This window comes from Undibacterium sp. Di24W (assembly GCF_049340325.1).
Taxonomy (GTDB): Bacteria; Pseudomonadota; Gammaproteobacteria; order Burkholderiales; family Burkholderiaceae_D; genus Undibacterium.
Genome location: NZ_JBMPOP010000002.1, coordinates 207495 through 219716, shown reverse-complemented (window position 1 = coordinate 219716; position 12222 = coordinate 207495). Strand labels below are relative to the sequence as shown.

The following is a 12222-nucleotide window of genomic DNA, read 5'->3' as shown; positions in this document are numbered from 1 at the left end:
TTCGACATTATGAAGAATCGGCACAATTTTTGTGCAGATTCTCTCTATTTTGTATGATTCGGCAGTGACTCAAATTGTGGGTTAGGTTTGGTGGTGTTGCATGTCAAGGCTTAACCCCATTTGTTCTTCAAATACGGGTTTATTTTTTTCTGTTTTTTTAAAAAGTTTCGTTAAGCTTCATGAAGGACTGTACACATGTATATCACACAGACTTATCTTGGCTTTTCATCGAATAGCGCAAAAGTTTATGTCTACTTTTTGTCCGAAAGCTACATGTCAAACAGGCAGCGAGATTTGCATGAAGTCTTTTTAAAGCGAACTGCGGAACTTGGCCTGTCAACGGGCTCTGAGATCGCAGTTCTACTTCCGGTCAATGGGTGTGAAATGAGTGTGCTTGGGGATATGAATGACTCGCTGCACTCTCCCTTGCAAGAGTTTTACAAAAATAACGTTAGAGAGCAATTGCCTGGCCTATTAGTAACTAGGAAACCGCTAGATACAAAAGCAGGAATACAGAGCGCTGTCTTCTTCTCCTTCAACAACGCAGAGCATCCTTTCAAAGCAGCGAAAGAGCTTATCCAGAAAATATCTGAGGAACCTAGAGGTGGCCCCTTCGTGAAGTTTCTTGAAGAGTTGAATAGCTTTGTTATCCTTGAACCAAACTTTAATGGGATTGGTATAAACATCAATCGGATTGTTGAATTGCTTATCGAAAAATTGAAGTAAGGAACACGGGATCAGGCCTTACATTTGACATTCATTAGTAAAGGAATAGCGTGGTCAAGTCTTGACATACCACATTAATGATTTGATCACGGTATTGAATTTGGCGTAAAGTAAGTTGTAGGAGAGTAGGCTCCTTCATTACGTCCGCTCTTTTTATTTTGTATACATTGGTAGTGACTCAATTTGTGAGTGAGATGTGGTGATGTTGCATGACAAGACTTGACCCCACTTTTCGTGAAATTGAATTAGCCTCTGAATTAAGTTTGATGTTGGAAGATATGCTTAATAAGAACGGCAGATCTGGGAATTAAAAGCGAAGTCAGCAATATGGGGGCACTCATTTTTAACACTCTTTCAATGGAAAAAATATGTCTAGGTACGCACAACTGACGCCAATCCTTCTATCCAATTCTGAAGCTCAAATAATACTTACATTTGATAAATTGGATGAGATTGTGGTTGGAGGTTTACCCGCATCTGCTAAAAAATATTCAGTGTGGTGGACTAACAGTGCATCAAGTCAGCCACATTCAAAATTTTGGCTCGATGCAGGTCGACGCGCGAGACCTGATTTCAATAAAAAACTTGTGATTTTTACGCTCGATTCGTCGATTGAGACAATTGAACTTGCTGCCGAAGTCGTGGGCGAATCGACACGCCAAGATCTCACTGAATATGTCGAGAATAGTTTGAGTCTCGAGCGAGATCTTGAGGATCAAATTGTAAGTCAACTCGACGTATTGGAATCAGGCTTAACTTTTGTATCGCGGCAGGAATCAAGTGATGTTGGAAGAGTCGACTTATTGGCTCGGGATATTGACGGCAATACAGTTATTATTGAATTGAAATCTGGCGAAGCGAAGGATTCCTCGATTGGACAAATTGCTAGGTATATTGGTTGGTATGCACAGAAAGAAGGTAAGCCACCTAGAGCGATTTTAGTTGCGAGTGGGTTTTCAGAGCCGATTAGATGGGCCGCAAAGGCCATTCCTGGATTAAAGTTGGTCGTATATAGAGTTCAATTTAACTTTGAAGAAGCAACCATATAAGGGAATCATTCAGAAGACCCAGCACGGGGTCAGGCCTTACATTTGACATTGATCTGTGAATAAATTAGAGGGAGAGTGACGTTGGCTGATGTTAAATGTCAAACGTAAGGCCTGACCCCAAAGTGAATATGACCCCAAAGTGAATATGGACAATTGATTGCCGTGAAAGATACGCCAGAGGAAAGGACTGATGGTGCGAAATTCAAATGATAAATCATTGCATACTGGCTTGAGCTGGGACGATCTTCGCTTTGTATTAGTGCTCACCGATTCGCGTGTTCTAGCCACCGCGGCGGAGCAGCTTCAAGTAAGTCAGACTACCGTATTTCGACGCATAAAGGATATAGAAGAGCGCTTAGGCACCCGTCTATTCGACCGTGGACGATATGGTTATGTTCCCACATCATCTGCCACTTCTTTAATTGAAATTGCGAGACAGTTCAATGACGATGTGAATCGCATTGCTTTAAGTATTGCTGGGCTAGACGAACGCCCCAGCGGAAAAGTGAGATTAAGTACCACCGATACGATAATGGCCGCGATTCTAAAAGAGATTCTAACGCCACTACATCAAGCACTTCCACTTATTCATTTAGAAATCCAAAGTTCGAATCAAGTGATGAACTTGAGTAAGCGCGAAGCGGACGTTTGCATTAGACCTTGCGATACCCCACCAGATCATCTTGTCGGCAAACGACTATGCAAAATGGAATCAAGCATTTACGCACCAGCCAGTTGGGCCGATGCCTCATATGACAATATAAACACATTTCCTTGGATCGGCCCGGACGATTCACTCTCACATCTTCAATCTACACAGTGGCTTGCAAAGAAAGGCCTACTTGAGAAAACAATTATTTCTAGCAATAACCGACAAAACATAGCATTTGCAGCAAGTGCTGGACTTGGACTCGCAATTTTGCCATGCTATATAGGAGATCGTGACGAGAACCTGCGGCGAGTTTGCGCTCCTATTGTAGAGCTAAAAACAGAACTCTGGATCCTCTACCATCCCGACTTACGTCAATCCAAGCGAATTACAAGCTTCGTGAATACTCTTTTTCAATTGCTTTTGCCATATCAACCTTTGATCGAAGGGTTGTTGCCGAAGTATTAGAGTATCAGCATTTTTTGACCGGCTACAGGACAGACGCCGATAGAACCTTATCCGCACCGCGGTTTCTACTCTTAGTAAGCGCCAATTCATTTTTTTGCATAGCTAGGGCTAAGCAATCAGCACCCATGTGCATATCCATTTACTCCCTGTCGTCCACCCTTGTTTCAGACTTGCACTTCTACCCTTTCAAATCTGAAACCTTACGTTCCTTCAACGCTCATTTTCGATAGAAGCTAAGGTCGCTATTATTCTGAACATGACAAGGTAGTTCAAATATGTAACGCCGTTACTTAGCTACCTCCTTTGAAAGGTCAAAAAATGAAATCGTTTAGCCTGCACAAAATAATTGGTGCACTTATTGTGATGTTGTCCCTATGCTTTACAAGCATCTCGCAAGCAAATACGAATCATTGTTCGGCGCCCGAGTATCGGCAGTTTGATTTTTGGGTTGGCGCGTGGGAAGCACGCGATAGAGATAATAGGCTTCTGGGATATCAGCTTATAGAAAAGATAGAGCGCGATTGTGTTCTTCAAGAATGGTGGCGAGGAGCGACTGAAGAAAACGGACAAGGAACAAGTTTGAGCATTTACGATTCAAAGAAACGGATGTGGAATCACACGTGGATGAGTGTTAGAGGGAATCTACAAAGCATCGATGGCAATTGGACTGGGCAACAAATGCTGATGACTGGGTACTATCTAAATGCTCAAGGTTACCGCGAATTCCACCGCACTCAGTGGAAACCATTAGAAGACGGCAGCGTTTATCATCTATGGGATTCATCTATCGATGGTGGTGCGACTTGGAATGTCGTACACGAGGCTTGGCTAACTAAGACCACAAATCCAATTCAGAAGTGAGAAAAATGCGATATTTATCTTTAGCGACTATCTTGTCGTTCTCTGCTATGACACTCATGATCACGTCAAACGTGGCATTTGCTGATATTAAAAATACTCATACAAATTTTCAAAAAGAAATGAGAATTGGTAGTAAGTCTGATATTTTGTCGATGGATCCACATACTATTGCGGGGTCACTGCAATTAGATGTACTTGGAAATATTTACGAACCGCTAGTGGGTCAAAACAGCTCCGGCAAATTGACTCCAATCTTAGCAAAATATTGGAAGCAACTAAGTCCGACTCGTTGGCGCTTTCACTTACGTGAGGGCGTTCTTTTCGAACAAGGACATAGCGCGGGGTCAAGTCTTGACATAATATATTGATGATCTGATCAAAGTGCTTGAATTTGGCGTGAGGTGAATCGTAGAAAAATGGGCTCGAACTCTGAACCACTTATTCCAATTTTGTTTTGCTCGGCAGTGACTCACAAGCTAGCGGTCAGGCCTTACATTTTACATATATCTGTAAACAAGCCAGAGGGAGAGTGGCGTTGGCTGATGTTAAATGTCAAACGTAAGGCCTGACCCCAATGTTTCGTTCGGCTTTGAACCCGTGTTTCACAATGTTTTCCCATCCTTCATTAATTCTCTGCCGATGCCGCGTAGCAGATCGTCTTGCGTAATAGTTTGTCTTTGATTTTTCACTGCGCGAATGGCTGCATAACGTGCCACGTTGAGTAAGGCATCACCCGCCAATTCATAGCGCTCCGCGATTGCACGGAAATTGATATCCGGAGCTAAGCGTTGTGGATCGTTAAACAGATTTTTCCATAGACGTTCACGTTGCATAGCGTCTGGCATGGCGAAATACACTTCACTCTGAAGTCGACGTGAAAACGTCGCATCAATATTCGCCTTTAAGTTGGTGGCAAAAATCACGACACCAGGAAAGTCTTCAACCCGTTGCAATAAATAGGAGATCTCTTGATTGGCGTGTCTATCATTGGAGTTACTGGTTTGGGTGCGTTTGCCAAATAGCGAATCGGCTTCATCGAAGAACAAAATCCAACGTTTGTTTTGTGCCTGATCAAAGACGTTGGCAAGATTTTTCTCGGTTTCACCGATGTATTTAGAGACTACCATAGATAAGTCGATGCGATATACGTCGGCATTTACGGCTTTGCCTATCAGACTGGCGGTCAAGGTTTTGCCAGTACCAGGTGGGCCAAAAAAGAGGGTGTGGTAGCCGGGCTTCAGTGATCTTTGCAGACCCCAATCGTCCAAGATCATGCGAGCATGCCGCAACCAAGTAACGATGTTATTCACTTCATCCATGACCTCGTTATTGAGTACCAGATCCTCCCAGTTCAATGGCGTTTGCATGAGCTTGGCTGGGAAATTGCTATTGAAATCGGGCTTGTGCGCTTCCCCATCAACTAGTCTCTGTAAATATTCGTGACTAATTTGCAGCGTAGCGCTAAAAGCAGGCTCTCCCGGTGCTGGGGATTCGAGGCGTAAGATGCCATGTCGAATCAAGGTATGTTCATCCTTTAATAAACTGGCGACTCGCTGACGTTGATTCAGATCCGACCCTGCTAAAATAAATGCTGCAGTTTCGCAAGTTGGTAAGAAACCTAAATGCGATTTGCCTCGCCAGCCGCCAATCTCACTATATGGGCGAGCTAAAGTTACGTTCTGTAGGCAAAACATATCCAATAGTTGCGGGCGCAAATGGGGTATCAACGCCAACATGATAATTACCCTTTCCTCGTAGCCAAGATCTAACTTAGTGATCACCTCACTATAGGCGCATGGTTCGCGATCAAACTCAGGTGCGGGGCATACCTCGTGTAGCGAAATGTCAGATTCGTGATCCGTGAAATAGGACTGAAAACGAGCATCGCAAATTCGGCCAAACCAGGCGATCTCTCTGTCTAAGCAAGCATTATTCATTAAAGGTGTCATTGCTTATCTCGGTATGGTTAACGCCAGTTGACGTGTAGGGGATCACTCATCCAAGGGAATTTGTTCATCGCTAAACTCCAGGGCAAGCGATCTAACAACTGTCGAATGGGTCCTTTGTAATTTTCAATTTTATCACTGCATTGGTCGTTGCGTTCGGCGTGCGTTTTTGTAGGGTAAGGATGACTCTTCGTGGCAAGATTTTTTGCATCGAAAAGCGTGAAGCAGCAAGGGGTCAGGCCCTACATTTGACATCACTCTTTCACCATCCTAGGCTCTACCGTAATTAAATCGACGGGAAATTGAAATGGCGAGACTATTACGCATAGAGTATGCAGGTGCTTTGTACCACGTCACCGCCCGCGGGAATGCACGAGCGAATATTTATGGCAATGACGATGATAGCCAGCGGTTTTTATCGCTGTTGAAAATCGTGGTGGATCGCTATGATTGGTATTGCCATGCTTACTGTCTGATGGACAATCATTACCACCTTTTGATTGAGACAAACCGAGCAAGTTTGTCTGACGACCGATGGGGTTCTGTGTGGATTTGCCAAGACCAAGAATATCGCACAGCAGCGCTATCGTGAATTTGTACAGCAGGGCAAAGGACAGTCTTCTCCTTGGCAGAGCCTGAAGAACCAAATCTATCTCGGTGACGACGATTTTGTACTTACTATGCAATGCAAGCTCGGTCCCGAACAATCACTCAAAGACTTCCCCAAAAAACAAAAACAAGCCCCCATCAAACCATTGGATTACTTTGCTAATTTGGGAAACACGCGAAACGAAAATATGGCACTGGCGTACTTAAGTGGGCACTACACGCTTGAGCAAGTAGGTAGCCATTTTGGGGTAAGTTACGCGACAGTTAGTCGGGCTGTGAAACAGAAGGAGCGTGGTGTTGATTGACTGCTGAGTGTCAAATGTAAGGCCTGACCCTATGACCCTATGCTTTTTTTCTTTCGCTTAAAAAAAGGGCGCCTATTGATTTTCGATTTGATTTTCTAAGCCCATTCTCATCTCCCACAGTCTTTTTGATTTCACACCAAATTTTTCAGATTCACACCCTTAATTCTAGTTTTCGTCGGAAACGGCCTACCAATCATTTGAAGCGAGACTAGGATTCACACCTTTACAGTGATTGGGGAAATTATGAAACTTTGGTCATCGGTCTTTTGCGCGACTTGGTTCATCGTTGGGAGCAGCTGCTCCGCTAATGTTTTGGCAGATACTTTAGTTGGACAGAAGAACGATGGCGTCATCATCGATAAGCAACATAACATGCAGGCAAAAGCAGAGACTACTCGATTCGCTCCAGGCTCATGCGAGATTGGGATCTATCGTCTAGAAGAGCGCTCATTTGTTACCCTGACCAAAGGCGATAGGGGATTTAACTACACCTTTAGTGACGGGCTGATTGGCAATACCCAGGATGCGAATGCACTTGTCGAGTGTGGACGCGAGACCGTTCGTGTTTTTGGAAAGCAGGTCTGGCATCAACAGAAAATTCGTGAATCAAATGTTCAATTCGAGTCGCATGGTGTGACTCTCGCAGGAAGATTGCTAGAAGCTCCCGACGCTGGAAAGACCACCCCTCTGGTGGTATTCGCCCATGGATCCGAAGATAGTGGCTGGATAGACCGCGCGGCAGATCCCTATCAAATGGTAGGTCGCGGTGTTTCTGCCTTTGTATTTGACAAGCGTGGCACAGGTAAATCAAAGGGAGAATACACGCAAAATTTTCCATTGTTGGCAGATGATTTGGTGGCAGCGGCGAACGAAGCGAAGCGACAAGCAAAAGGGCGATTTGGTCGCTTCGGTCTGCTTGGTCTAAGTCAAGGTGGATGGATCGCTCCTTTGGCATCGGAGCGAGCGCAGGCTGAATTTTTAGGAATCGGATTTGGTTTGGCGGTAGATATCGCTGAGCAGGACGCCGCTAAAGTCCAAAAGGAATTGAAAGATCGCGGTTATGGCGCGGATGTTCTTGCTCAGGCACAAATGATTACTGACGTAACAGCCAAATTGGTGAAGACAGCATACAAGGAAGGGTTGGACGAACTCGCTGATATACAAAAAAGATTCGTTAAGGAACCATGGTTTGCCGCCATAAAGGGAGGATATTCTGGTGTCTACTTGAACATCTCGGTTGAAGATCTACGTAAAAATGGTTTGCCCATGTTTGATAGGCTAGGAGTTGATTGGTCACAGAACCCTATGCACGTCTTAGAAAACGTCAAAGCCCCCCAGTTTTGGGCATTTGCTGAAGACGATCGACAAGCACCCATAGCAATATCGTTGGAAAGGCTGAGAAAGTTGCGCACGCAGGGTCATGACATCACCATCCACATATTCCCGAATGCTGATCACGGTATTTTGAACTACATACAGGCGGCGGACTTGTCGCGCAAGTCTACCCGGATTGCCGCTGGATATTACGATCTAATGGCGGACTGGGCAAAGGGTCAGATAAATGTAAAGTATGGAGATGCGTACCGCCACTAAGCGAAGGGCGGCGCAGCACGGGGTCAAGCCTTACATTTGACACTGTTCTTTCGCCATCCTAGGCTCTACCGTAATTAAATCGACGGGGGATTGAAATGGCGAGACCATTACGCATAGAGTATGCAGGTGCTTCGTACCACGCCACCGCCCGCGGTAATTGACGAGCGAATATTTATGCCAATGACGATGATAGCCAGCGGTTTTTATCACTGTTGAAAATCGCAGTGGATCGCTATGATTGGTATTGCCACGCTTACTGTCTGATGAACAATCACTATCACCTTTTGATTGAAACCAACCGAGCAAGTTTGTCTGACGACCGATTGGGTTCTGAGTGGATTTGCCAAGACCAAGAATATCGCACAGCTGCGTTATCGTGAATTTGTACAGCAGGGTAATGGACAGCCTTCTCCTTGGAAGAGCCAGAGGAACCAAATTTATCTCGGTGACGACGATTTTGTACTCGATATGCAATGCAAGCTCGATCCCGAACAATCACTCAAAGACATCCCCAAAAAAAGCAAAAACAAGCCCCAATCAGACCATTGGATTACTTTGTGAATTTGGGAAAAACGCGAAATGAAAATATGGCACTGACATACTTAAGTGGGCACCACACGCTTGAGCAAGTAGGTAGCCATTTTAGGGTAAGTTACGCGACGGTTTGTCGGGCTGTGAAACAGAAGGAGCGTGGTGTTGATTGATTGCTTAATGTCGAATTAAAGCCAGACCCCATGCATGCTCAAACGCAGAATGACTGTAGCCAATTTATCGAATGTATTAACGTCTTGATTTGAGCTTACTTTCCTTGACTGGACTGGTTTCAACTTCAAAACATTGGTAATGAAATTCTAGAATATCCAATAAAATCGAATTTTCCTTTGATTTTAGATCCGCAACTGAATATTTGATCGGATATGCTTTCACGAAACGCCAACTCATACAACTCTCCCCATTTTCATTGGTTAGAGTCAGTGAAATATTCTTAGTTTGTATCGGCTTATCCAAATCACTGTCGATTGTGTTTTGGCACCAAGCGATCAATTCAGAATTGGTCGATGCGATACCTCGCCTTAAAATCAGTTTAGGACACTTTGCAGTGCTGGGTAGGCGATACGTAGAGTGATTTTCACCGTTAGTATTCACCTCTTCGATATTCATTTCTTTATTTAAGCCATAAACTTCCTGAAATGAGGCATCGGCATCGCTGCTGCTCCCATCAACTTTCACATTGAAGTAAAAACCGGTTAGTAAATCGTTGTACTCCATGAGTAATTTTCCTTACTGTTTGTAGTGGTTGTTATTCGATGGCTCGTGTGTGATTTTTTTGATCTCTACTACCGTAACATTTGATCGAGAGCACGCGGGATCACGTGGTCAGGCCTTACATTTGACATGAGCTTGAGGTCAGTTCCAACATTCAAGCTTGACCAACTACCATGCATGAAAGTTAGAACTGATAATCATCTAGCCGCCTCCACTCAACTGTGTCTGCCCTTGGAGTAATTTGAGCCGTGAAACGACATGTTAACCAGACGAACAATAGGCGATTTGCAGCTGAAATTTCGCCACGAACAAGCACTCTGCATTATCTTTTAAAAATTCTTCGTTGAAGAAAAGCATCGTAGTCTTGTCGTTCTGTGCAGATCAAATAAACATATATATGCTTGCGACTCTGTTCAACTTCATAGACCACTCTATTTTTTTCCATGACGACCATTTGCCGCCATTGTGTCATTCCCAGTGCGGCGAGTTGCGGTATTGTTGTTCCCAGTAGTGGGTTTGTTTCTAGCATTAAAATGCTGTCTCGAATACCGACATAAATTTGATCTGCCAATGGTTTTGAGAATTGGTTTTTAATGTAGGTATGGATGTGCCATAAGTCTTCTTCCGCATCGTCCAACATGTACACGGTGTAACTCACTTGAGTATTTCCTTGTCCATTTTTGCGAAGACTTTGCGAGCAGGTTTAAATTGCCCTTCTTCAATTTGCTTTCGACCAAGTGCTAATATTTTCAGCAAGGCCATCGTATTTTTGGTGTCCTCATAGCTTTTGATATCTTGTATGACACAGGTCGCTTCGCCATTTTGGGTAATGATGAGTGGTTCATGTGTCTCAGTCATCTCAGCAATTGCCTTAGCCGCGTTATCTTTGAAATAGCTGATAGGTTTGACTTGTTCTGAAAGGCGCATAAAAAACTTCCTTAAATAAATTACTGGAAGTCAGTTTAAAGTCTTAATTTAGACTTGTCAATGCGCAGAGATGAGCTGAGATAGATAAGTAAACAAGGTCATAGATAAGCGTTAAACCTTATATTTGACATCACTATTTCGCGATCCGAGACTCAACCGTAACAAAATCGACGGGAGATGGAAATGGCGAGACCCTTACGCATAGAGTATGCAGGTGCTTTGTACCACGTCACCGCCCGCGTGAATGCACGAGCGAATATTTATACCAATGACGATGATAGCCAGTTGTATTTATCGCTGTTGAAAATCGCGGTGGATCGCTATGATTGGTATTGCCAGGCTTACTGTCTGATGGACAATCACTATCACCTTTTGATTGAAACAAATCCGAGCAAGCTTGTCTGACGACCGATTGGGTTCTGGGTGGATTTACCAAGACCAAGAATATCGCACAGCAGCGCTATCGTGAATTTGTACAGCAGGGCAAAGAACAGCCTTCTCCTTGGCAGAGCCTGAAGCACCAAATTTATCTCGGTGACGACGATTTTGTACTGACTATGCAATGCAAGCTCGATCCCGGACAATCACTCAAAGACATCCCCCCAAAAAAAACAAGCCCGCATCAAACCCTTGGATTACTTTGTCAATTTGGGAAACACGCGAAATGAAAATATGGCACTGGCATACTTAAGTGGGCACTACACGCTTGAGCAAGTAGGTAGCCATTTTGGAGTAAGTTACGCGAGGCTTAGTCGGGCTGTGAAACAGAACGAATGTTGTGTTACGTGGTGTTGATTGACCACTGAGTGTCAAATGTAAGGCTTGACTCGCATTCTTGGTGAGTCGCTTCCAAGCTTAGTTTCAATATCGATTGTCAATCTTTTCGAATGTGCCATCCGTTTTAAGCTCGCGCAGGCTTGTGTTTAAAATCGAAATGATTTCGGTCGGCATCTGTGCATTGCACGCAAGGTAGTAATTCGTGGTGTTGAAGTTGAATAACCAAACCACTTTGTCACCAAGTTGATTATCTTTAATTATTTTTCTTCCGTGATAGTCACCTGTTGTTGCGTAATCAAGACGACCGACTGCGACATTCTTGAAGGTGGTAATAGACTCCGTTGAGGTGACGACTTGGAAGTGTCGTTCCTTGAGATAGGCAACGCCAATCGTGCCAAATTGAGTTCCTATTCGAGATTGCTTGATGTCTTCTAATTTGGTGATTTTTCCCAATTTATCGGGGCTGCCGAACATTGCCCAATGACCGACAGCAACGGGACCAATCCACTGAAAGAATTGCTCTCTATCTCCACTTTTTGAAGTGGAGAAAACACAAGTGTCAGCGTTGCTGCGCGCCATCTCGAATGCACGGTTCCAACTCATGATCTGCATGCGATAGGGGATTTGGCTGCGTTTGAAGATCTCATGCACTTTGTCTGCGGCTCTGCCAGAGATGGCGCCAGTGTCCTTATCAAGGAAGTTGTAAGGGTAGTTAAATTCGGTAGTGATTTGAATTGTTTGACGCTGATTCTGCGCCCAGCTGTTCATAGTAAACCCAAAGAAAATAGCAATGAGTCCTATGCCGAGGAGGATCTTGTAGGACTTGGTTTGTATGTATTTCTCTATGCACATATGTTGCTTCTTTAGATTGTTAAAGCCAACAATTTACGTTTCTAAACGAGTGGTCAATTTATTGGATAGATCTTGATTATGGCAATTTCCAGTGAGGTTTCTTTTTAAAATGCTCGATTGGTCTGATGCTATCAATTTGAGGCTTTAGTGGATTTACTTAGAATTGCACACGGGTAGCCAAAGATCGACAAGCT

General features: G+C 44.0%; 14 protein-coding genes. 8 read left to right on the top strand and 6 right to left on the bottom strand.

Going from position 1 to position 12222, the window contains the following annotated elements; genetic code table 11:
- Window positions 1-195: 195 nt before the first annotated feature.
- The 4 genes from ACO0KZ_RS04480 to ACO0KZ_RS04465 all read left to right on the top strand — a co-directional run bounded on the left by ACO0KZ_RS04480 (window position 196) and on the right by ACO0KZ_RS04465 (window position 3753).
- On the top strand, window positions 196-726 hold the full coding sequence (locus ACO0KZ_RS04480) for a hypothetical protein (RefSeq protein ID WP_422993165.1): 531 nt from the start codon (window positions 196-198) through the stop codon (window positions 724-726).
- Window positions 727-1094: 368 nt separating this feature from the next.
- The gene (locus ACO0KZ_RS04475; protein ID WP_422993163.1) at window positions 1095-1775 is read left to right on the top strand and encodes an endonuclease NucS domain-containing protein; all 681 of its coding nucleotides are present in this window, start codon (window positions 1095-1097) and stop codon (window positions 1773-1775) included.
- A 190-nt stretch (window positions 1776-1965) separates the two neighbouring features.
- On the top strand, window positions 1966-2892 hold the full coding sequence (locus tag ACO0KZ_RS04470; RefSeq protein WP_422993161.1) for a LysR family transcriptional regulator: 927 nt from the start codon (window positions 1966-1968) through the stop codon (window positions 2890-2892).
- Window positions 2893-3210: 318 nt separating this feature from the next.
- Window positions 3211-3753, top strand: coding sequence for a hypothetical protein (locus tag ACO0KZ_RS04465; protein WP_422993159.1), 543 nt, complete (start codon window positions 3211-3213; stop codon window positions 3751-3753).
- 602 nt (window positions 3754-4355) lie between these two features.
- On the opposite strand, the gene ACO0KZ_RS04460 is transcribed toward ACO0KZ_RS04465, so the two are convergent.
- Window positions 4356-5702 carry an ATP-binding protein gene (locus ACO0KZ_RS04460; RefSeq protein ID WP_422993157.1) on the bottom strand — a complete coding sequence of 449 codons (1347 nt, stop codon included), beginning with the start codon at window positions 5700-5702 and terminating at the stop codon, window positions 4356-4358.
- A gap of 17 nt (window positions 5703-5719) precedes the next feature.
- Window positions 5720-5800, bottom strand: a complete 81-nt coding sequence (locus ACO0KZ_RS04455; RefSeq protein ID WP_422993891.1) for a contractile injection system tape measure protein — start codon at window positions 5798-5800, stop codon at window positions 5720-5722.
- Between the two features lie 206 nt (window positions 5801-6006).
- Between ACO0KZ_RS04455 and ACO0KZ_RS04450 the strand changes: the two genes are divergently transcribed.
- The 3 genes from ACO0KZ_RS04450 to ACO0KZ_RS04440 all read left to right on the top strand — a co-directional run bounded on the left by ACO0KZ_RS04450 (window position 6007) and on the right by ACO0KZ_RS04440 (window position 8767).
- Window positions 6007-6291 (top strand): transposase, encoded by a 285-nt coding sequence (locus ACO0KZ_RS04450; RefSeq protein WP_422993155.1) that lies wholly within the window; start codon window positions 6007-6009, stop codon window positions 6289-6291.
- Window positions 6292-6856: 565 nt separating this feature from the next.
- Window positions 6857-8206 (top strand): alpha/beta hydrolase family protein, encoded by a 1350-nt coding sequence (locus tag ACO0KZ_RS04445; protein ID WP_422993153.1) that lies wholly within the window; start codon window positions 6857-6859, stop codon window positions 8204-8206.
- A 288-nt stretch (window positions 8207-8494) separates the two neighbouring features.
- Window positions 8495-8767: a hypothetical protein gene (locus ACO0KZ_RS04440; RefSeq protein ID WP_422993903.1), complete on the top strand. Its 273-nt coding sequence runs from the start codon at window positions 8495-8497 to the stop codon at window positions 8765-8767.
- A gap of 219 nt (window positions 8768-8986) precedes the next feature.
- On the opposite strand, the gene ACO0KZ_RS04435 is transcribed toward ACO0KZ_RS04440, so the two are convergent.
- The 3 genes from ACO0KZ_RS04435 to ACO0KZ_RS04425 all read right to left on the bottom strand — a co-directional run bounded on the left by ACO0KZ_RS04435 (window position 8987) and on the right by ACO0KZ_RS04425 (window position 10399).
- Window positions 8987-9475, bottom strand: coding sequence for a phage tail protein (locus tag ACO0KZ_RS04435; protein ID WP_422993151.1), 489 nt, complete (start codon window positions 9473-9475; stop codon window positions 8987-8989).
- A 319-nt stretch (window positions 9476-9794) separates the two neighbouring features.
- Complete coding sequence (locus ACO0KZ_RS04430; protein WP_422993149.1) at window positions 9795-10130, bottom strand: type II toxin-antitoxin system RelE/ParE family toxin; 336 nt, start codon at window positions 10128-10130, stop codon at window positions 9795-9797.
- Window positions 10127-10399, bottom strand: coding sequence for a type II toxin-antitoxin system Phd/YefM family antitoxin (locus tag ACO0KZ_RS04425; protein ID WP_186922967.1), 273 nt, complete (start codon window positions 10397-10399; stop codon window positions 10127-10129). Before ACO0KZ_RS04425 ends, ACO0KZ_RS04430 begins: the two co-directional genes overlap by 4 nt.
- Window positions 10400-10582: 183 nt before the next feature.
- On the opposite strand from ACO0KZ_RS04425, the gene ACO0KZ_RS04420 reads away from it, so the two are divergent.
- Window positions 10583-10804 (top strand): transposase, encoded by a 222-nt coding sequence (locus tag ACO0KZ_RS04420; RefSeq protein WP_422993146.1) that lies wholly within the window; start codon window positions 10583-10585, stop codon window positions 10802-10804.
- Window positions 10805-11260: 456 nt separating this feature from the next.
- On the opposite strand, the gene ACO0KZ_RS04415 is transcribed toward ACO0KZ_RS04420, so the two are convergent.
- Entirely contained in the window at window positions 11261-12028 is a 768-nt protein-coding gene (locus ACO0KZ_RS04415; RefSeq protein ID WP_422993144.1) for a substrate-binding periplasmic protein, read from the bottom strand.
- Window positions 12029-12222 lie beyond the last annotated feature (194 nt).

Coding starts and splice junctions, on each gene's coding strand:
- ACO0KZ_RS04480 (WP_422993165.1), top strand. CDS start 196: ATGTATATCACACAGACTTATCTTGGCTTTTCATCGAATAGCGCAAAA.
- ACO0KZ_RS04475 (WP_422993163.1), top strand. CDS start 1,095: ATGTCTAGGTACGCACAACTGACGCCAATCCTTCTATCCAATTCTGAA.
- ACO0KZ_RS04470 (WP_422993161.1), top strand. CDS start 1,966: ATGGTGCGAAATTCAAATGATAAATCATTGCATACTGGCTTGAGCTGG.
- ACO0KZ_RS04465 (WP_422993159.1), top strand. CDS start 3,211: ATGAAATCGTTTAGCCTGCACAAAATAATTGGTGCACTTATTGTGATG.
- ACO0KZ_RS04460 (WP_422993157.1), bottom strand. CDS start 5,702: ATGACACCTTTAATGAATAATGCTTGCTTAGACAGAGAGATCGCCTGG.
- ACO0KZ_RS04450 (WP_422993155.1), top strand. CDS start 6,007: ATGGCGAGACTATTACGCATAGAGTATGCAGGTGCTTTGTACCACGTC.
- ACO0KZ_RS04445 (WP_422993153.1), top strand. CDS start 6,857: ATGAAACTTTGGTCATCGGTCTTTTGCGCGACTTGGTTCATCGTTGGG.
- ACO0KZ_RS04435 (WP_422993151.1), bottom strand. CDS start 9,475: ATGGAGTACAACGATTTACTAACCGGTTTTTACTTCAATGTGAAAGTT.
- ACO0KZ_RS04425 (WP_186922967.1), bottom strand. CDS start 10,399: ATGCGCCTTTCAGAACAAGTCAAACCTATCAGCTATTTCAAAGATAAC.
- ACO0KZ_RS04420 (WP_422993146.1), top strand. CDS start 10,583: ATGGCGAGACCCTTACGCATAGAGTATGCAGGTGCTTTGTACCACGTC.
- ACO0KZ_RS04415 (WP_422993144.1), bottom strand. CDS start 12,028: ATGTGCATAGAGAAATACATACAAACCAAGTCCTACAAGATCCTCCTC.